Source organism: Streptomyces laculatispora, from assembly GCF_017353455.1.
GTDB classification, from domain to species: Bacteria; Actinomycetota; Actinomycetes; order Streptomycetales; family Streptomycetaceae; genus Streptomyces; species Streptomyces laculatispora.
Genome location: NZ_JAFMPZ010000392.1, coordinates 1 through 18,710, shown reverse-complemented (window position 1 = coordinate 18,710; position 18,710 = coordinate 1). Strand labels below are relative to the sequence as shown.

The window sequence follows — 18,710 nt, the reverse complement described above, 5'->3', positions numbered from 1 at the left end:
GTGTCTGGATAGCCCCGTTCACGGGCCTGAGCCCGCGTGTCTTCGGTAAGTTGGTGACTGCGTTGCGCCGCGAGGGTGCGGATTCGGTCCGCAAGGGCCGCCCGTGGTCCCTTCCGCTGGAAGACCGGGTGCTGCTTGTCGCGGCCTACTGGCGCACGAACCTGACCATGCGCCAGCTTGCTCCGCTCTTCGGTATCTCAAAATCCGCGGCAGACCGCATCATCGATCACCTCGGCCCGTCGCTCGCACTGCAGCCGCGCAAGCGGTTCCAAAAGGACACCGTGCTCATCGTGGACGGCACCCTGGTGCCCACCCGCGACCACACCATCGCCGAGCAGTCCAAGAACTACCGGTACTCCACCAACCACCAGGTCGTCATCGACGCCGACACCCGGCTCGTTGTGGTGGTCGGCCGGCCCCTGCCCGGCAACCGCAACGACTGCAAGGCGTGGGAGGAGTCCGGCGCGAAGGCCGCCGTCGGCAAGACCATGACGATCGCCGACGGCGGCTATCCGGGTACCGGGCTCGTGATGCCCCACCGTCGCCGCAAAGGCGAGGAACTGCCTGGCTGGAAGCAGGCTCACAACAAGTCCCACAAGCAGGTCCGCGCCCGCGTCGAGCACGTCTTCGCCCGCATGAAGACCTGGAAGATCCTCCGCGACTGCCGTCTCAGAGGCGACGGCGTCCACCACGCCATGCGCGGAATCGCTCGCCTGCACAACCTCAACCTCGCCGGATAAACGAGCGGTCGGGCCGGCCACCGACCACGCCCACACTCCTCAGGGACCATTTACGGGACAGGACTTAGGCCATCGCGCGCGAGGAACTTAGCGGCGGCCTTCGGGGTGGTCAGGGCGCCTTCGAAGCTGGGGATCGAGGCCGCTCCGACAATTGCCCGCCGCGCTGCCGGGCCGGAGATCTTCTCGCCGGCCGCCGTGGCGTCGCGCAGACGTGCAGCGGTGGTCGCTGCGGCGAGGGCGGTCTCGACGTCGAGTTCTCCGTGGAAGCCTCTGCGCTCGCGGCTGCCGTAGCCGCTGGAGGTGCGGGCATCCAGGGCGGTGCGCATGTGTCCGTACTGGATGGCGAGGGCGACCAGGCCACCGGGCCGGCGGGCGATGTGCCAGGCCAGGGTTCTGCGCAGACGGCTCAATCCAAGGTTGCCGTGCGGGTCCTCCGGTACCCGTTGAGCCGGCAGGCCCTGAGCAGTGGCCTCCTGGTTGATCCACGACACGAGGTCCTCGACGCGGCGATCCAGCGTGGCCCGCTTCAGCGCACCGTGGTGCCTTCGCTGGGAGACGATGTCGTGGTGGGTGGAGCTGAACAAGAGCTCGCCCTTGGGGACGATGCGTTCCAGGACGCGGATGGCGTTGACGACCGGAGTGATCGCGACCCATGGGACTGCCCGCTCCTCGCCGGCGGAGACATGGTGCCCGTCGGAGTCACGTACGTTCTTGTAGTGGTGGGAGCGGATCAGATGCCGCGGCATGGAGCCGTCGGGATTCGGTTGCGGGTCGGGGCAGCAGCCGGATCGCAGCGACCGTGCCTCCTGGGAGCGCATCCCGGTCAAGTACAAGATCACGATTGCGGCTGCCGTAGCCAGGTGCCGCACCAGGATCGGCGTCTCCTCGTAGTCCATGAACTCGCGCCATGGCCGTCCCTCGATCCGGCCCGTAACCGGCACCTGCATCGGGCTGGGGCCAGGCCGCTGAGCCGCGAGTCGGTAGAGTCCGCGCCGGGCGACGATGGTCTGGACTTGGGTCCGGCTGCACCCGGTGACCGCGGCGACGTAGTGGTGGGACAGTGTGACGCCATGCAGCCGGCTCACGGTGGCGGGCAGCGGTGCACCGGAGTTGATCAGAGGCAGCAAATAGCTCTTGAGAGCTGCCAGGCCCTCGCGGGTGGTCTTGGCGGCTTTCACCTGTGCGTGCATGCGGCGGCGTTCGTCCCAGGCAGCCAGGATGTCGCCGGAGAAGTCCTCGACCAGACGGATCGACCAGGTGAGCAGAGGGCCGATCACGGTCGGATCCAGCGGCTCGGTCTTGTTCTCCCCGCCTGCCTCTCCCGTCTCGGCGGGTAGATAGTCGTCGATGCCCTCGTCCTCCCAGGGAGGACGCGTAATGCCGCAGGGCCTGGCCGAGAGCTGGTCGAAGGCCCACAGGTCCGAGAGCCAGCGCAGAATCGTCAGGGCATGACCGCGCGTACAGCCGCTGGCGTACTTGGCGGCGTACGCCTTCCAGTGCTCCGTGGTGCAGTCGCTGAGCTGGGACACGCCTTGTCGGTCGATCCAGCGTACGAACTTCATCCACTGGATGATGTTGTCGCGCATGCTGGTCACGCCGTCGCGTGTCCGGTTCTGAAAGCCGCGTTCCCGTAAGTAGGTGGGGCGCAGCTCGCCGTTGATCAGGACCCAGAGGACACGACGGACCTCGCTCCGCAAGGTGGCCGGGCACTTCCTCAGATTGATCTTGTGGATGCTGTCCCCGGGGTTGTCGGTCAGCGGGCCCAGCGACCAGATGTCGTCGCTGTAGACGGAGTTGACGTGGGTGTTGCCGACGCTGATCCACCGTTCCATGACGACCGGGCTGTCCCGGGAGCGGCAGGATGTAAGGATCGGCCTCGATGGACAGTGCGGTCGTCACGGGGCCAGGTCTCCCTCGAGCAGGTGGTCGATGATCATCCGGTCGCGGTCGGTTACCCGGCCCAGTGCGGCATCCCAGGTGCTCTCGTTGACCTTTGACCGCAGGTCATCGAGTCGCTGGAGATGTTCGTCCCAGCGCTCGCGCCAGAGTTTCTCGGGCCAGGCGGAACGAAGCGAGATCAGCTGCCGGCGCAGAAGCGCGAGGCGCGGGTGGTGGCCGGTGTGGACCCGGGAGTTCTCGCAGGACAGGCAGAGCAGGAAGTCGGCGCCGCACCCGCCGTTCGGGTCCGGTCAGGGGCTGTTGTCCTCATCCGCGCAGTCCGCCGTCGCGGTCTCCTGGTGGGCCTCGTTGGCCGCGTCCGTCAGACGCCCGTGGAAGGTGTAGTCGCGGGCCTGTTCGAGGGCCTCCTCGGCGCCCGCCGCGATGACGTCGACGGCGGCCTCCTGGACGTTCTCGTCAGGCAGAACGTAGATGCTCTCGTGGGTGCCGGGCTTGTGCTGCAGGGCAAAAGCTCTACAAGCTGGCCGAGGACGAACTGCTCGACCCACGCGCGCTGGCCCTCCCCAACTGGGAGACGCTCATCGCACTGGCCGACGCACTCGTCGCCGCATCCCACGACCAGTACCGGGGGTGGGGAGAGGTGGTCACCTTCGCCGCGTGCACCGCCGCACGAATCGGAGAGATCTCAGGCTGTCGCGTCGGGGACATCGACACGACCCAGTGGATCTGGACCGTGCGGCGCCAGACCACACCCGCGCCCGGCGGACTGACCGACAAGGGCACCAAGGGCAAGCGGGCCCGCAAGGTTCCCATCGTCGAGGAGATTCGCCCTCTCGTCGCCCAGCGCATCCTGTCGGCCGGCCCCGATCCCGACGCCCGGCTGTTCACTGGCCCACGAGGCGGACGCATCTCCACCGCCGTCCTGCGTGACGCCACACACTGGGACGACGTAGTCACCAAGCTCGGCTACGAACATCTGCGCCGCCATGACCTCCGGCACACCGCATTGACCTGGTTCGCCGACGCCGGAGTCCCCGTACACGTCCTTCGCAGGATCGCCGGCCACGGTTCCCTGACCACCACCCAGCGCTACCTGCACCCCGACGTACACAAGATCACAGCAGCCGGAGCGGCGCTCTCGGCCCACTTCAACGCGCTGCGCGCACCACGCTCGCTGCCGAGCCCCATAGTCATGACCCGCTGCCCCAGTCAAGGACGCTGGTCCCCAGCTGGTCCCCAAAAACGGTCAGGGCCGGTTTCGCATTACTCCGAAACCGGCCCTGACCTCGACTTTCTCAAGTCGGGACGACAGGATTTGAACCTGCGACCCCTTGACCCCCAGTCAAGTGCGCTACCAAGCTGCGCCACGTCCCGCTGCGATTCCCCCCGGTGTTCCCGGGCGGCTGCGCAGGACAAACATTACCTCACTCGGTGGACCGGATCGACGCCCGTGCCTGCTGGGCGCGAGTCGCCAGGGATTCCGCGCCGCAGGCCGTGGCCAGCTTGTGCGCCCGCGCGAGTTCCCTCGGGGAGCGGGTCGCGATGCCGTGCTCGACGAGGGCGAGTGCGAACTCGTACCGGGACGGCGACGCCTCCAGATGGCGGACCGCCTCGCCCAGCAGGCGTTCGGCCTCCTCCGGACGGGCGAAGATCGCGACGCAGCGCAGTGCCTCGCCGATCGCGGTATCCGTTCCGAACCGCTCGGCGTGCACCCGGGCCGAGTTGGCGATCCGGGCGGCGCGGCCCGGGTCCTCGTCGGCCAGTGCGCGTGCCAGGTCGCCGGCCCAGGGGCCCCAGATACCGTTGAACCTGCCGCGCGGTTCGAGGGCCTGACCGGCGGCTTCCAGTTCGGTGACGGCTTCCTTGATACGGCCTTCGGCGAGCAGCAGGCGGCCCCGGACGCACGGTGCGTCCGGGAGCACCATGGCGCTGGGGTAGGGCAGGCCGAAGTCGTACTGGTCGGCGATCTTGCGCGCCTCGGTGACGCGGCCTCGGGCCAGCAGTGTGTCGATGAGCAGACAGGCGGCGTCCCAGTGGACGGGCAGTCCGCTGCCGACACGGTCGGCGAGACGGAGCCCCTCGCGCAGGAAGCCCTCCGCCTCGGCGAGGCGGCCGCGACGGCGGTTCACCAGGCCGAGGAGCGTGTGGGCGAAGGCGAGGTGGGCGCCGCTCCAGCCGGAGATCTCGAAAGCACGCACCGCTTCGCCGAAGAGTTCCTCGGCGCGGTCGAGGCGGTCGGTGAAGGCGTAGGTGATGCCGAGCAGGGTGGGGAGTTCGAAGCCCCATTCCGTATCGGTCCAGCCGAGACCACGGGCGGGATGGCCGTTGACCAGGGCGCGTTCGCAGAGGTCGACGATCAGCTGGGAGTTCTCGCCGCGCAGCATGGCGTCGAAGGCCCGCAGGGTGAGCAGCGCCCGCTCGGCGTTGTCCCGGCCGGTGAGGTGGTCGGCGTTCGCGGCGAGCCTGCGCGAGCGGCCCGCACCGTCCTCCTCGGTCGCCTGCATGCCCTCCCAGAGGAAGTGCGCGGCCTGCAGCCGCATCAGACCGGGGCCGGGCGCGGTGCGCTCGGCCTCGGCCGCGAGGGCGAGCGCCGCCTCCTTCAGCTGGTTGTTGTGCGACAGCGCGGCGGCGAGCCGGAAGGTGGCGTCGACCCGCAGGTCGTCGGCGAGACCGGGAAGGTCGAGCGCGGCCCGTAAATGCTGCACGGTGGTGGGCGGCGAGCTGAGCAGCGTGGCACAGCCCAGTTCGTAGAGCAGGGTGGCGCGCACATCGTGGCGCGGCGGTTCCTGAAGAGCCCGTTCCAGACAGCGGCGGGCCGCCTCGGGTGCACCGACCGCGAGGTGCTGGCCGGCGGCTGCCCGGAGTTGCTCGACCAGCTCGTGGTCGTCGTCCGGATGGACTTCGAGCAGATGCCGGGAGGCCGCGGCGGGGCCGAGACCGGCCCGGGTGATCGCCCAGGCCGCCCTGCCGTGCATGGCGGTGCGCGTGGCCGGCGGGATCGAGCGGTACACGGCGGTGGCGATCAGCGGGTGCACGAACTCCAGCGGGTCGAAGCCGCTGACGATACGGGCCTCGCGCAGCCGGGCCGTGCAGTCCGCCGCCTCCGCCGGGCTCATTCCGGCCAGGGTCGCGGCGAGGTCCTGGGAGATGTCGGTGCCGAGCACTGCCGCGGCCCAGGCGAACCGGTTGGCGTTGGTGCCGAGCCGTTCGAGCCGGGCGACGAGTCCGCTGCCGCGGGCCGAGGCACCGAGTTCGCGCAGCAGCCCGGCGGACTCCTCCAGCGGCGCCAGCTGGCGGTCCTGGACCTTGGCGACGAGTTCGACCGCCTCGTACGGGTTGCCGCCGGTGACGGCCCAGACCTCGCGGCAGAACGGGTCGTCGGCGTGCTCGCCGAGGCCCGCGCGGACCAGTTCGGCGGTGGCGTCCGGAGTGAGGGCCCGCAGGGCGACCCGCACCTGCGCGGGATGACCGCCCGCAGCGGTGCGCGCCGCTTCCCGGGCGGCGAGCTCCTCCGGGCGGTGCGCCTGGACGACGAGGACCCGCAGTTCACCGAGCCGGGCGGTGAACGAGGCCAGCCAGGCGAGGGATTCGCCGTCGGCCCAGTGCGCGTCGTCGATGAGGAGCAGCAGCGGGCGGTGGCTCAGCCGGGAGGCGAGCCGTGAGACGACCCAGTCGAGGCCGTCGCGCACACCCTGCGGATCGGGCTGCGGACCGGTCGGCTCGACGAGTCCCAGGGCGGGTGCGGCGATCTCGTACCAGGCCCCGAACAGTGCGCGTACGTCGTCGGCGGGGAGCTGTTCCAGTGCGGGCTGCAGCAGTTGGCGTACGACGTGGAACGGTACGGAGGTGACGGTCTCGCCGCCTCGTGCGGACCAGACGGTGCACCGGTCGGCTGCCATGGCCTGGATCTCGGCCAGCAGCGCTGTCTTGCCGATGCCTGCTTCACCGCTGAAGATCAGCAGCCCGCCGGACGCCTGAGCGCCGCAGAGTGCGTCGACGGCTTGCGCGGCGGCGGCGAGTTCCGGTTCGCGCTCGTACAGCGGCCGGGACGGTTTCATGCCTACCCTCCCCCAAAGTGGTACGGACAACTGTCGAGAATAGTCGTGCGCGGGGGCCCACCAACAGTGGTTCGGGGAGTTCTCCGCAGGTGCGAGGCACAATCGAGGGGTGGACGAGACTCGCAGGGACCGCGACACCGAAGGCCGGGCGCACAACGCGCGCCCCCGCGACGGGCTGGGGCGCCCCTTGCCCTACGGCTCGCCGGGAGTGGAGCGGCAGCCCGAGGGTGTGGTCCGTTCCCCGGAGGAGACCGTCCGGGAGGCACAGCGGCTGCTGGACGCCGGGATGCCGTTCCACGCCCATGAGGTCTTCGAGGACGCGTGGAAGTCGGGCCCCGTGGCGGAACGGGAGTTGTGGCGCGGACTGGCCCAGCTGGCTGTCGGCCTGACCCATGCCGCCCGCGGCAATGTGACGGGCGGGGCGCGGCTGCTGCGGCGGGGCGCGGCGGCACTCGCGGAGTTCGGCGAGCACGGCGGTACGGGCGCATCCGGCGTCCCCGGCCCGCCCGAGGACGCCGCTGCCGGCGACTCCCCCGGCTCCTCGGCGCACGGGATCGGTGTCCGTGCGCTGATCGGCTGGGCGCGGGAGCTGGCCGGGCGGGTGGAGGAGCCGGGCGCGGGGCCCGTCGACGCCACTGTCGAGGCGCCGCGCCTGCGGGCCGGCCGCCGGTAGTCCGGACGGTGGCGGGCGCCGGACACGCGTCCTTTCCCTCCCTTTGACCGAGAGCGGCGAACAGGGCAGCGCGAAGCTATTACCATCCCGCGTCATGAGCACTTCTGACCAGGACCAGGCCGTGGACACCCCGATAGCCGCCCCCGACGCCGGGGAGCGTCGCCTGACGCCACGTCAGGCGAGACGGCTGCGCATCGCCCTGTCCTCCGTCGGCATGGCCGCGATGGCGGTCGTCCTGGGGCTGCGGATCGCGAGCCGGTCCTCCGTCCTGGTGGTCGGGGTGTACGGGCTGGCGCTGATCCTGTGCGGGATCGTGATCGAGCTGAGCCGCAACGGCCGTACCCGGCTCGGCAGTTGGCTGCTGGGCATCGGTCTGGTGGCGGCGATCGGTGCGGACTGGCTGCTGATTCCGTGATCCGCTGCCGCCCTGCCCCGGCCGGTTGAACGGCAGGCTCCCGAGCGCTGCCGTCCTGCCGCCGGGCCGGCGCTCGCGGACCCTGACCGCCGCCGCCCCCGCGCGCTCAGCGCACGGAGATCCGTACGGTGTCGCCGTGTGGGTCCGCCCGGTCCAGCCAGTCGGCGGACAGGTGGACGGGGAGGCCGGGCCGGGCGGGCAGCAGCAGCCGTTGCCGGTGCAGCAGCCGCCCGTTCTGACGGACCTCCAGCAGCGGGGCGGTCAGCCGCCGCTCGGTGCGCAGGACGAAGCGATTGTTCAGCGGCCGGTCGGCGTCGGGGCCGATGAGATTGGGCGCGATCCAGGTCAGCGGGGCCGCGACCGTGAGCGCCGTACGGCCGGCGGGCCAGGACCCGGTGGCGAGGTGGCGCAGTACGGGGGCGGCGACGGCCCGCCCCTCGGCCGCCGCGGTGCCCGCGCTCTCCACCGCGTGCAGCAGATTCCCGACGGCGAAGACGCCCTGCTCGCCGGTGCGGTACGAGGCGTCGTGGGCGGGGCCGCGGGTGCCGGGGTCCAGGGCGACCGCGCCGCGCCGGGCCAGTTCGTGGTCGGGGATCCAGTCGCCCGTGAAGACCACGGTGTCGCAGCGGAGCGTCGTGGTCCGGCCGTCGTGGTGGCGCACCGTGACGCCGGTGAGCCGCCCGCGCCCGGTCAGGCCGGTCACGGTGGTGCGGCTGAGCACCGGGGCGCCGGGGCGCCGGCGCATCGCGGCGAGGGGTTCCGGCGGCTGGCCGGTCACCAGGGCGGCCACCTCGACTCCGGCGACGCGCAGGGTGCCGGCCGCCGCATGGGCCACGGGTTCGTCGCCGACGACCACCGCGCGCGTACCGATGTACTGGTGGTGGAGGTGGACGGCCTGCTGGAGCTCCCCGGTCGTGTAGACGCCGGCGGGGCGGGTGCCGGGGACGAGCCGGGCGCTGCGGGGGCGTTCCCGGGCGCCGGTGGCGAGGAGGACGGCGCGGGCGGTGATCCGTTCCAGTCCGCCCGGTCCGGTGGCGTCGAGGGTGCGGGGTCCGGCCCAGCCCGTGACGGTGATGCCGGTGCGCAGGGTGGCGCCGGCCCGGTCGGCGGCGGCTGTGCAGCGCAGGGCGTACTCGGGCCCGCTCACGCCGCCGGAGGTCCGGCGACTGCCGAAGCCGCCGTGGTGGCAGTGGCGCGGGATTCCGCCGGTGCTCTGTTCACGCTCCAGCACCTCCACCCGTGCGCCGGACGCGGCGAGTTCGGCCGCCGCGCCGAGTCCGGCGGGGCCCGCGCCGACGACCAGCACATCGACCGTCCGCTCGCGACGGGTCATGTCCGCGCCTCCTCGATGAGCGCGCGGAGCCCGGCCCCGCAGTAGAAGCCCTGGCAGCGCCCGTTGCCGGCCCGCGTCCTGCGCGCCAGCCCTTCTGCCGAGCGCGGCGGCAGCACGGAGGCCAGTGCGTCGCGGACCTCGCCCGCGGTGACGCGTTCGCAGTGGCAGACCACGGTGCCGTAGGCGGGGTCCCCGGCGATGAGTCCGGCGTCCAGGTAGGGGCGGTCGGTCGCCTCGCCGAGGTCCGGCATGGTGACGGGCGGCAGTCCGGCCGGTGCGCCGAGACCGAGACCGGTCCGGGCGAGGAGGGCGGTGACGTGTGCGGCGATGGCCATGGAGGCGGTCAGCCCGGTGGACCGGATGCCGCCCACGGCGATGTAGCGCCGGTCCGGGTACTCCTTGATCCGGTAGTCCTCGTGGCCGGTGGCCGCGCGCAGCCCCGCGTAGACGGCGGTGACCTCCTCGTCGATCAGCCGCGGCAGGATCCTGCGGCCCTTCTCCCGCAGCAGCGCGATGGCGTCCTCGGTCGACTCGGTGGCGGCCTTGTCGTCGAGGTCCTCGGCGGTCGGGCCGAGCAGTACGTTGCCGAAGACGGTCGGTGCCACCAGGACGCCCTTGCCCGCCGCGGTGGGAACGGGCAGCAGGATATGGCGGACGAGATCGCGCGCGAGCTTGTCGAAGACGATGAGCTGTCCGCGGCGCGGGGTGACGGTGAAGGCGTCGTGCCCGAGCAGCCGGTCGATCTCGTCGGCGTGCAGTCCCGCCGCGTTGATCAGCTGACGGGTGCGGACCGGGCCGCGGGTGGTGGTCAGGGTGTGGATGCCGGTGCTGGACTCGATGCCCGTGACGCGGCAGTCCAGGTGCAGATGGACGCCGGCCAGGACTGCCTGGGTGGCGAAGGCGAGCGGGGTGGTCCAGGGGCAGATCACGGACTCGTCGGGAATCTCCAGTGCGCCGAGCGCGCCCGGCCCCAGGTGCGGTTCGAGCTCGGCGAGCCGGCCCGCGTCCAGCAGCCGTGCAGCGTGGTAGCCGTTTCGCTCGGCCTTCGCCAACAGGTCCGGAAGCGCGTCGAGTTGTTCCTCGTCCCAGGCCACGAGGAGGGCGCCGACACGTTCGACGGGGATGCCCGTCTCTGCGGCGTACGCAGCGAGTCTGCGCTGCCCCTCGCGTACCAGCCGGGCCTCCAGCGAACCGGGCACGGCGTCGAACCCGGTGTGCAGGATCGCGGTGTTGGCCTTGGACGTGCCGTTGCCGATGTCGTCCGAGGCCTCGACGAGGGCGCTACGGACGCGGTGACGGGCCAGCTCACGGGCGATCGCGGTGCCGACCACACCGGCTCCGATGACCGTGACGTCGTAGGGCGGGCCGTCGGGCAGCGGCTGCCCGGCCGTCGTGACGGTGCGGTTCATCGGCCGGTCCGGGCCGTTGTCACGACCGCTCCAGGAGCGTGTCGACGGCCGCGCGGAATCCGGCGAGGCGCTCGGCCGCCTCGGCGGGGCCGATCCTCGGCTCGTACACCGCGGCCGGTTCCCAGTCGGGCACGGCCTGCCGCAGGGAGAGCCCCGGATCGAGGCCGAGCCGGGCCACGGCCCCCACACCGAGCGCGGTGACGTCGGGCAGCGCGGACACCTCGACGGGCCGTTGCAGCAGGTCGGCCTGGGTCTGCATGAGCAGCGCGGAGCGGGTCAGCCCGCCGTCGACGCGCAGCACCCCGGGCCGCGCCCCCAGATCCGCCGCCACCGCTTCGGCCAGCTCGGCCACCTGTGCGGCGATGCCCTCGCACAGGGCCCGCACCAGATGGCCCGCGGTGGTGTCCAGGCTCAGCCCGGTCACCGAACCTCGCAGGTCGCCGCGCCACCAGGGGGCGGCGAGCCCGGCGAGCGCCGGTACGAAGGTGACGCCCCCGGAGTCGGGGACGGAGCCGCCGACCGGGTCGAGGTCTGCGGCGCCGGAGATCACCTTGAGGTCGGTGAGCCAGCGCACCGCTGAGGCCGCCGTGTAGACCTGCCCGTCCAGGCAGTAGCTGGTCTGCCCGCCGAGCCGCCAGGCGACGCAGCTGACCAGTCCGGTGGAGCTGCGGCGCGGCGCCGGGCCCGTCTGGGCCAGCAGGAACGCACCCGTGCCGTAGGTGCACTTGGCGGTTCCCGGCTCCAGCGCGCTCTGTGCCAGCAGGGCGGCCTGCTGGTCGACGAGGAGTCCGGTCAGCGGGAGCTCGCCGCCGAACGCGGTCGTCGTTCCGAACACTCCGGCGGCGTCGACCACCGACGGCAGCCGTTCGCCGCCGAGGCCGAAGATGTCCAGGGCGGCGGGTGACCAGCCGACCCGGTCGAGATCGAGCAGCTGGGTGCGCCCGGCCGTCGCGGCGTCCGTGACGAACGCACCGGTGAGCCGGTGGACCAGCCAGGAGTCGCTGGTGGTGACGACTCCCTCGCGGGTCAGTTCGCGGCGGATCCAGGCCATCTTCGGGGCGGCGAAATAGGGGTCGAGGGGCAGCCCGGTCAGTTCTTTCAACTCTTCTTCATGCACGGCGAGTTCGCCACACAGCCCGGCGGCCCGGCGGTCCTGCCAGACGATTGCGTCGGTGAGCGGCCTTCCGGTGTCCGGATCCCAGGCGAGCACGGTCTCGCCCTGATTGGCGAGCCCGACGGCGGCCACCGGTTCACCCGCTTCGGCCAGGGCCCGCGTTCCGGCGTCGACGACCGAGCCGTACAGCTCGGCGGGGTCGGCCTCGACCACTCCGCCGGAGCCGAACCGGGGGCGCACCGGAGCCGAACCGGAACCGATCACGCCCCGCTCCGGGCAGATCACCAGCGCCTTGGTGCCGGAGGTCCCCTGGTCCACAGCGAGTACCGGACCTGTCATCGGCTCTCCAGTGGTACGCAAGCTCCGGCGCTTGAACGGAATCGTGATCTTCGGTTGCGGAAACCCAGAGTGGTGCAGCCCGGCGGTTCCGTCAAGCACCCGTAAAGCCTATGCCCGGAACCCTCCTTCAACGCTCAACCTCCGGTTGACCGAGGCGACTTGAATAAGATCCACGAATCATTCGGGAGTTCGACGCAACGGGCTCTACACTCACCGCCGAGCAACAAGCGGACGCCTTACAGCAGTTCATATTTCAACAGCTGCATCACCCCCCACGTCCTAGAGGATCGATGAGACCGACACCACGCCCAGAGCGCATCCATGGCCAACAGTGATTTCCGGCCGGTTTACCACCCGGCCGGCCACGACAATGAACTCCGTTCCGCGTTACAGGATTTACGGACCGGCCGCTGGCTCTCCATGCGCAATCTGCTGGAGAGCACGCCGGACTGGACCCTGTGGACCCAGCGCACCCAGGTGCTCGGAGCGGTTGCCGCGGGGTCGGACGCGGTACAGGCCTGGCTGACCGAGGAGCCCCGGAGCGTCGCGGCCGCCGTGATGCACGCCCGGGTCGTCGTGGAGCGGGCCGTCCGGGCTCACCGCGAGGGGCACCGCCGCGCGCAGGAGCTGTGGCAGCAGGCCTGGGAGGCGTGCCGCTCGGCCGCCCATGCCTCGCCCGCGGACCCCGTGCCCTGGGTGTGCCTGCTGGCCCTCTCCCAGCTGGACGAACGCCAGCGGCTGGAGGAGCACCGGCTGCATCCGCCGGGGCCCATGCTCTTCCCGGGGCCGTGGGGTCTGCTGGCGGAGGCGGACAAGCGCGATCCGTTCAACCGCGAGGCCTATCACCGGATGCTGCAGTTCGTCTACGCGCGCAAGGCCGGTGGCACCCTCTCCGAAGCGGTCAACTTCGTTCAGTGGGCGGCCTCCTCGGCGCCCGACGGGTCCGCTCTGCACGTGCTTCCGCTGTACGTGCGGGTCGAGCGCTACCGTCGCGAACGCGGCCATGAGAAGGCGCTGGACCTGCACTGGGTCACCGAGGACGCGGAGCGCGACGCCGTCCGCGCTCTGGACATCTGGTTCCTGCGCACGTCCGCGCCCAGCCACACCCTGCTCGACCTCAACTATCTGGCGCACGCCCTGTGGGGCGCGCTCCAGTTCGCCGACGCGGCGCCGGTGTTCAGGGAGCTCGGCCCCTATTTCACCTCGCTGCCCTGGGCGTACCGCACCCGTACGCCCAAGGACCCCGGCGGCGCCGAGGAAGTGTTCCTGCGCGCCCGCGGCCGCGCCCTGGCCGCGGCCCGCGACCCAGGCAGGGGACCGCACGGCTGAGCCGGAGCCCGCACCGCCCCGCGCCCTCTTCCTGTCACCCGCACCGTCTCTCCCAGTCCCCGCAACGTCACCGCTCACGGAGGTCCCCCATGTCCCTATCCACCTCGCCCCACACGGGTTCCGAGGCCCACGCACCCAAGGACGAGGAACAGCGGCTGCGCGAGCTCGGCTACCAGCCGGTGCTCGCGCGGCGGATGGGCGGCTTCGGCAACTTCGCCATCAGCTTCTCCGTCATCTCGATCCTGTCCGGCTGCATGACCCTGTACGGCTTCGGCATGTCGACCGGCGGGCCCGCGGTGATGCTGTGGGGCTGGGCCGGGGTCGGTCTGTTCGTGCTCTGCGTGGGCATGGCGCTCGCCGAGGTCACCAGCGCGTACCCGACGTCCGGGGCGCTCTACTACATGGCGGACCGGCTCGGCGGCCGCAAGTGGGGCTGGTACACCGGCTGGCTGAATCTGCTCGGGCTGCTCGGCGCGATCGCCGGTATCGACTACGGTGCCGCGCTGTTCACCGGTGCGCTGATGAATCTGCAGTGGGGCTTCACTCCCACTCCGGGCAAGACAATGATCATCTTCCTCTGCATCCTGCTGCTGCACGCCGTGCTGAACCTCTTCGGTGTCCGGCTCGTCAGCGTGCTCAACTCCATAAGTGTGTGGTGGCACCTGGCCGGCGTCGCGGTGATCGTCTCCGTGCTGGCGATCGTCCCCTCGCACCACCAGTCGCCGTCATTCGTCTTCACCGAGTTCGTCAATGACACCGGCTGGGAGAACCCGCTCTACGTGGCCGCGATCGGTCTGCTGCTGGCCCAGTACACCTTCTGCGGCTACGACGCCTCCGCCCACCTGTCCGAGGAGACCTCGGACGCCTCGGTCTCGGCGCCCCGCGGCATCGTCCGTTCGATCTGGGTCTCGTGGCTGGCCGGCTTCGTGCTGCTCGCCGGGCTGACGTTCGCGATCCAGGACTACGCGGGCACCCAGGAGAGCGCCACCGGAGTGCCGCCGGCCCAGATCCTGATCGACGCGCTGGGCACCTCGGGCGCCACGGCCATGCTGCTGATCGTGATCGCGGCGCAGCTGTTCTGCGGCAACGCCGAGGTCGCAGCCGCCAGCCGGATGGTGTTCGCCTTCAGCCGGGACAACGCGCTGCCGGGCTCCGCGCTGTGGCGCAAGGTGAGCGCCCGCACGCAGACGCCGGTGAACGCGGTGTGGCTGTCGGTCGTCGTCGCCGGACTGCTCGCCGTTCCTTCGCTGTACTCCGCGACCGCGTACGGTGCGGTGACCGCGATCAACGTCATCGGCATCACGCCCGCCTACGCGATCCCGATCTTCCTGAAGCTGCGTGCGGGTGACCGTTTCGAGCGCGGGCCGTGGCACCTGGGCCGCTGGTCGAAGCCGGTCGGCTGGATCGCCGTGGTGTGGGTCGCCATCGTGACCGTGCTGTTCCTGCTGCCGCAGTCGTCGCCGGTGACGATCGACTCGATGAACTACGCGTCGATCGCGTTGGTCGCCGTGCTGGTGCTGGCCACCGTGTGGTGGTTCGTCGCTCGGGGTTCGTACAGCACGCCGTCGGCTTACGGCAGCGCCCGTGAGCAGGCGGAGATCGAGGAAGGCATCATCTGATCCGCCGGGCCGCCGGCTGCCGGCCCTTCCGGATCCTCGCGATCCGGGAGGGCCGCCGTCAGTTCAGCAGCAGTTGGAGGCCGCCCAGCACGGTCGCCCCGATGACGAGACGTTCGAAGAGTGTCTGGTTGATCCGGTCCACGCACGTGCGGCCGATCCAGGCGCCGGGGAGCACAAACAGCAGCATGCAGGCGTCGAGCAGCAGCGACCGGGCGTCGATCAGTCCGAGGCCCACGCTGAACGGCACCTTCGAGGTGTTGACGATCAGGAAGAACCACGCCGAGGTGCCGAGGAAGCCGAGCTTGCGGAACCCGGCGGAGAGCAGATAGAGCGACATGACGGGGCCGCCCGCGTTGGCGACCATGGTGGTGAAGCCGCCGAGCACCCCGTACGAGCGGGCCTTGAGCCGCTCGGCCACGGCCGGCGGGCCCGCGTCCGCCGACGGCTCCCCGCTCCCGGCCGCGGTGCGGCGCCGCCAGAGCGTGACTCCCGCCATGAAGACGAGGATCGCGCCGATCGAGGTCCGCACTGCGGCGTCGCCGGCCCACATCATGAACAGCGTGCCCGCCACCACGCCGACGGCGACGGCGGGGAAGAGCCGCAGCAGCGTCGGCCAGTGCGCGTGGCGGCGGTAGGTGAGTACGGCGAGCACATCACCGGCGATGAGGACCGGGAGCAGCACTCCGGTGGACTCGCGGGCGGGGAGCACCGCCGCGAAGACCGCGAGACTGATCGTATTGGCACCGCTGACGGCCGTCTTGGAGAAGCCGACGAGCGCGGATGCCGCGGCCAGCGCCGCCAGTTGCCAGAGGGTGAGTGTGTCCATGCCAGGAACAGATCGTAATCTGCCATGGTTCCCGGCCGTCACCCAGCCGGGGAACCGGCATGGCTATGCTGCGCTCCAAGCGCTCACACGAAGCGTTCAAACGCACAAAGCGCAGCGGTACGGCGAGGGGGCCAGCAGCATGCGGGAGCCGGTTGAACTCAGGCGTCAGCGGATCATGGCGGTGGTGGAGTCGCGCGGCGCGGTCAAGGTCAGCGTGCTCGCATCCGAACTGGACGTCTCTGTGGTCACGGTACGGCGGGATGTCGAGGAGCTGACCCGGGCCGGGCGGCTGCGGCGCGGTCACGGCGTGGCCAGGCCGTTGCGGGAGCCGGCGGGAGCCGCGGTCGTGCCGGCCGCGCGGGGCGGCGAGCCGGCCGGTGAGGGCGGCGCGGTCGCCCTGGTCGTGCCGGAGCGGCATTCGTACCTGTACGAGACGCTGCACGGCGCCCGGAGCGTGCTGGAGGAGGCCGGGATCCGGATCGCGCTGCACATCGCACCGCAGTCGGCCGGTGCCGAACGGCCGCTGGTGGAGCGGGCGCTGGCGGACGGGGCGCGCGGGCTGCTGATCGCCCCGCGATGGCGCAACGCGCTCTCCGAGGAACAGGACTACGGCTGGCTGGCGGACGTGGAGGTGCCGACCGTGCTGATGGAGCGGCGGCCCCGGCCGGGCAGCGCCCTGCACGCCCTGGACTCCGTCTGTTCGGACCACTGGTACGGGACACACCTCGCCGTGGAGCATCTGGTGGCGCTGGGCCATCGCCGGATCGTGCTGGCCGCCCGCGACGACAGCCCGACGGCACGCACCGTACGTGCCGCGTTCGCCCAGATCGCGGCCGGCCGCCCCGAGGTGGAGGACTGGACGGTGGTGCTGAGTTCGCCGAACGCGGTGCCAGGACCGGGCCCGGACGAATCGGGACCGGCGCAGGTGGTCTCCCCGGGCAGCGGCCACGCGCCCGATCTCGCCGCGCTGCTGCGCGAGCGCGGCGCCACGGCGGCCGTGCTGCACGGCGACGTGGACGCGCTGATGCTGGTGCAACGCCTGGCCGAGAGCGGTGTGCAGGTGCCCCGGGACTGCTCGGTGGTGGCGTACGACGATGTGGTCGCGGCCCTCGGCAGCACGCCGCTGACCGCGGTGGCGCCACCCAAGGCGGAGATCGGCAGGGCGGCTGCCGAGCTGCTGCTCCACCGGCTTTCCGGAGCGGCCGGGGCGGCCGGCCCGGTGCGCCGGACGGAGTTGCTGCCGGAGTTGAAGGTCCGCGGATCGGCACAGACGGTCACCCTCGCCATGAACTGATCGTTTGACCGCTTCAATTTTCTTCTGAGCGATCTATTGACCACTACCGATCAGCCGAACAGGATTCCCCGTGTCCTCAATCAGGAGCCGCGGGAGGCGCCCATGCCCGGTCGACATAGCCGTCGATCCATGCTCGCCACGATGGCCGCAGTACCGCTGGCGGGCGCACTGAGCGCTTGCAGCGGTGGCACATCGGGGTCCGACAGCACGAGCAGGACCGGTGACGCCGGCAACAGGACCGGCCGCAACGCCACGCACGTCACCTTCTGGTCCGCCCTGCGCGGGAGCCAGGAGGTGGTGGACGCGTTCAACCGGACGCACCGCACGATCCAGGTCGACTTCCAGCAGATCCCCTCGGGGCCCCAGGGCGGGTACGCGAAGCTCAGCAACGCCTCCCGGGCGGGGAACGCCCCGGACGTCGCGACGATCGAGTACCCCCAGGTCCCGGGCTTCGCCATCGACGGAGTCGCCCTGGAGCTCACGGACCTGCTGAGCGACGGCCTGCGGGCCAAGCTGCTGCCGCAGGCGCTGGGGCTCACCACGTTCGAGAAGCGGGTCTTCAGCCTGCCGCTCGACGTCGAGCCGATGGTGATGCACTACCGCAGCGACCTCTTCGCCGAGTACGGCATCGAGGTCCCGCGCACCTGGGACGCGTTCGAGGAGGCGTCCCGTACCGTGCGCGCCAAGGCGCCCGGCCGGCGGCTGTCGGCCTTCGCCACGGACGGCGGGTCGCAGTTCGCCGCGTTCGCCTGGCAGGCCGGTGCCCAGTGGTTCGACACCCGCGGCGGCGCCTGGAACGTGTCGCTCGCCGACGAGCCGACCCGCCGCGTGGCGGCGTACTGGCAGCGGATGATCGACGAGGACCTGGTCGTCATGAGCCCGGTGGACAGCAGGGCCTACGACGCCCAGCTCAGCTCGGGCGAGGTCCTGGTCCGGCTCAGCGGCGCCTGGGACGCGGGGGCGCAGATGAAGGCCCGGCCCGGCCAGAAGGGCAAGTGGGCCGTCGCCCCGCTCCCCCAGTGGGGCGCGTCCGACCCGGCGCTCGGCACCCACGGCGGATCGACCTTCGCGGTCACCAGCAGCAGCGACCACCCGGAGGCCGCCCTGGAGTTCATCGAGTGGCAGGTCTCGCACCCCGACGCGTTGCTGGCCCGGCTCTCCAGCGGAGCCAGCAGCCAGTACCCGGCCGCCCCCGGCCTCGTCGCAGTCGGCCGCAAGGCCTTCGACCGCGGCTACTACAGCGGCCAGGACATCTACACGCTGTTCGACCAGGAGGCCCACAAGATCCGGGACGGCTGGACGTGGGGACCTCGGATGACCGCCACGCAGAAGGTCATGCAGGACGGATTCGCCCGGGTGGGCGGCGGCCAGGGGTCGGTGCTGGAGTCGGTGCGCGCGGCCCAGCGGGGCACCATGCCCGACCTCAGGGCGCTGGGTCTGTCCGCCACCGAGCACAGCAGCTGACGCACAGCCCGTACCCGTCCGCAGCAGCTGATCCGCAGCCCGCGCCCCTTCCCGGCAGCTGATCCGCAGTGCGTCCCCCTTCCCAGCAGCAGAGAGGCAGGTGACACCGATGACCAGCCCGCTCACCACACCGGCTTCCGCCCCCGTGGAGGCGACCGGTTCCGCCGCGTCGCCGAAACCCACCACACCCCCGGGCAC

Annotated in this window: 14 protein-coding genes, 1 tRNA gene and 1 pseudogene; 8 read left to right on the top strand and 8 right to left on the bottom strand. The window is 71.4% G+C overall.

All coding sequences use genetic code 11. The annotated features are described in order from the left end of the window. Nucleotides 1–8 precede the first annotated feature (8 nt). Nucleotides 9–740 carry a transposase gene (locus J1C73_RS20145; RefSeq protein ID WP_207317639.1) on the top strand — a complete coding sequence of 244 codons (732 nt, stop codon included), beginning with the start codon at nt 9–11 and terminating at the stop codon, nt 738–740. A gap of 50 nt (nt 741–790) precedes the next feature. Here J1C73_RS20145 and J1C73_RS20140 read toward each other — a convergent pair whose 3' ends face one another. Then, nucleotides 791–2,572: an integrase gene (locus J1C73_RS20140; protein ID WP_207317638.1), complete on the bottom strand. Its 1,782-nt coding sequence runs from the start codon at nt 2,570–2,572 to the stop codon at nt 791–793. Nucleotides 2,573–2,929: 357 nt separating this feature from the next. After that, entirely contained in the window at nt 2,930–3,187 is a 258-nt protein-coding gene (locus J1C73_RS20135; protein ID WP_207317637.1) for a hypothetical protein, read from the bottom strand. A gap of 92 nt (nt 3,188–3,279) precedes the next feature. On the opposite strand from J1C73_RS20135, the pseudogene J1C73_RS36075 reads away from it, so the two are divergent. After that, nucleotides 3,280–3,732 (top strand): annotated as a pseudogene (locus J1C73_RS36075) (tyrosine-type recombinase/integrase); the annotation flags it as partial. Between the two features lie 207 nt (nt 3,733–3,939). Here J1C73_RS36075 and J1C73_RS20125 read toward each other — a convergent pair. After that, nucleotides 3,940–4,013, bottom strand: a tRNA-Pro gene (locus J1C73_RS20125). A gap of 50 nt (nt 4,014–4,063) precedes the next feature. Then, nucleotides 4,064–6,697: an ATP-binding protein gene (locus J1C73_RS20120; protein ID WP_207317636.1), complete on the bottom strand. Its 2,634-nt coding sequence runs from the start codon at nt 6,695–6,697 to the stop codon at nt 4,064–4,066. A 109-nt stretch (nt 6,698–6,806) separates the two neighbouring features. Between J1C73_RS20120 and J1C73_RS20115 the strand changes: the two genes are divergently transcribed. Together J1C73_RS20115 and J1C73_RS20110 are read left to right on the top strand one after the other, a co-directional pair. Then, entirely contained in the window at nt 6,807–7,370 is a 564-nt protein-coding gene (locus tag J1C73_RS20115; protein WP_207317635.1) for a DUF309 domain-containing protein, read from the top strand. A 94-nt stretch (nt 7,371–7,464) separates the two neighbouring features. Beyond that, the gene (locus J1C73_RS20110) at nt 7,465–7,785 is read left to right on the top strand and encodes a hypothetical protein (RefSeq protein ID WP_207317634.1); all 321 of its coding nucleotides are present in this window, start codon (nt 7,465–7,467) and stop codon (nt 7,783–7,785) included. A 106-nt stretch (nt 7,786–7,891) separates the two neighbouring features. Here the strand turns inward: J1C73_RS20110 and J1C73_RS20105 are convergent, their stop codons facing one another. Genes J1C73_RS20105 through J1C73_RS20095 form a run of 3 tightly spaced genes read right to left on the bottom strand, consistent with a single transcriptional unit; the run spans nt 7,892 to nt 11,980 of the window. Next, entirely contained in the window at nt 7,892–9,118 is a 1,227-nt protein-coding gene (locus tag J1C73_RS20105) for an FAD-dependent oxidoreductase (protein ID WP_207317633.1), read from the bottom strand. Continuing rightward, nucleotides 9,115–10,527, bottom strand: coding sequence for an NAD(P)/FAD-dependent oxidoreductase (locus J1C73_RS20100; RefSeq protein WP_207317632.1), 1,413 nt, complete (start codon nt 10,525–10,527; stop codon nt 9,115–9,117). The genes J1C73_RS20105 and J1C73_RS20100 overlap by 4 nt, the downstream gene beginning before the upstream one ends. Nucleotides 10,528–10,546: 19 nt before the next feature. Beyond that, nucleotides 10,547–11,980 (bottom strand): FGGY family carbohydrate kinase, encoded by a 1,434-nt coding sequence (locus tag J1C73_RS20095; protein WP_207317631.1) that lies wholly within the window; start codon nt 11,978–11,980, stop codon nt 10,547–10,549. Between the two features lie 321 nt (nt 11,981–12,301). Between J1C73_RS20095 and J1C73_RS20090 the strand changes: the two genes are divergently transcribed. Together J1C73_RS20090 and J1C73_RS20085 are read left to right on the top strand one after the other, a co-directional pair. Next, nucleotides 12,302–13,309 carry a hypothetical protein gene (locus J1C73_RS20090; protein ID WP_207317630.1) on the top strand — a complete coding sequence of 336 codons (1,008 nt, stop codon included), beginning with the start codon at nt 12,302–12,304 and terminating at the stop codon, nt 13,307–13,309. 89 nt (nt 13,310–13,398) lie between these two features. After that, on the top strand, nt 13,399–14,928 hold the full coding sequence (locus J1C73_RS20085) for an amino acid permease (RefSeq protein WP_207317629.1): 1,530 nt from the start codon (nt 13,399–13,401) through the stop codon (nt 14,926–14,928). Nucleotides 14,929–14,986: 58 nt separating this feature from the next. Here the strand turns inward: J1C73_RS20085 and J1C73_RS20080 are convergent, their stop codons facing one another. Further along, nucleotides 14,987–15,754: a sulfite exporter TauE/SafE family protein gene (locus J1C73_RS20080; RefSeq protein ID WP_207317628.1), complete on the bottom strand. Its 768-nt coding sequence runs from the start codon at nt 15,752–15,754 to the stop codon at nt 14,987–14,989. A gap of 139 nt (nt 15,755–15,893) precedes the next feature. On the opposite strand from J1C73_RS20080, the gene J1C73_RS20075 reads away from it, so the two are divergent. Beyond that, a complete protein-coding gene (locus J1C73_RS20075) occupies nt 15,894–17,048 on the top strand; it encodes a substrate-binding domain-containing protein (protein WP_207317627.1) in 1,155 nt (384 codons plus the stop codon). 102 nt (nt 17,049–17,150) lie between these two features. Next, the gene (locus J1C73_RS20070; RefSeq protein ID WP_124285748.1) at nt 17,151–18,512 is read left to right on the top strand and encodes an ABC transporter substrate-binding protein; all 1,362 of its coding nucleotides are present in this window, start codon (nt 17,151–17,153) and stop codon (nt 18,510–18,512) included. Nucleotides 18,513–18,710: the final 198 nt, after the last annotated feature.

Coding starts and splice junctions, on each gene's coding strand:
- J1C73_RS20140 (WP_207317638.1), bottom strand. CDS start 2,572: ATGGAACGGTGGATCAGCGTCGGCAACACCCACGTCAACTCCGTCTAC.
- J1C73_RS20120 (WP_207317636.1), bottom strand. CDS start 6,697: ATGAAACCGTCCCGGCCGCTGTACGAGCGCGAACCGGAACTCGCCGCC.
- J1C73_RS20110 (WP_207317634.1), top strand. CDS start 7,465: ATGAGCACTTCTGACCAGGACCAGGCCGTGGACACCCCGATAGCCGCC.
- J1C73_RS20105 (WP_207317633.1), bottom strand. CDS start 9,118: ATGACCCGTCGCGAGCGGACGGTCGATGTGCTGGTCGTCGGCGCGGGC.
- J1C73_RS20100 (WP_207317632.1), bottom strand. CDS start 10,527: ATGAACCGCACCGTCACGACGGCCGGGCAGCCGCTGCCCGACGGCCCG.
- J1C73_RS20095 (WP_207317631.1), bottom strand. CDS start 11,980: ATGACAGGTCCGGTACTCGCTGTGGACCAGGGGACCTCCGGCACCAAG.
- J1C73_RS20090 (WP_207317630.1), top strand. CDS start 12,302: ATGGCCAACAGTGATTTCCGGCCGGTTTACCACCCGGCCGGCCACGAC.
- J1C73_RS20085 (WP_207317629.1), top strand. CDS start 13,399: ATGTCCCTATCCACCTCGCCCCACACGGGTTCCGAGGCCCACGCACCC.
- J1C73_RS20080 (WP_207317628.1), bottom strand. CDS start 15,754: ATGGACACACTCACCCTCTGGCAACTGGCGGCGCTGGCCGCGGCATCC.
- J1C73_RS20075 (WP_207317627.1), top strand. CDS start 15,894: ATGCGGGAGCCGGTTGAACTCAGGCGTCAGCGGATCATGGCGGTGGTG.
- J1C73_RS20070 (WP_124285748.1), top strand. CDS start 17,151: ATGCCCGGTCGACATAGCCGTCGATCCATGCTCGCCACGATGGCCGCA.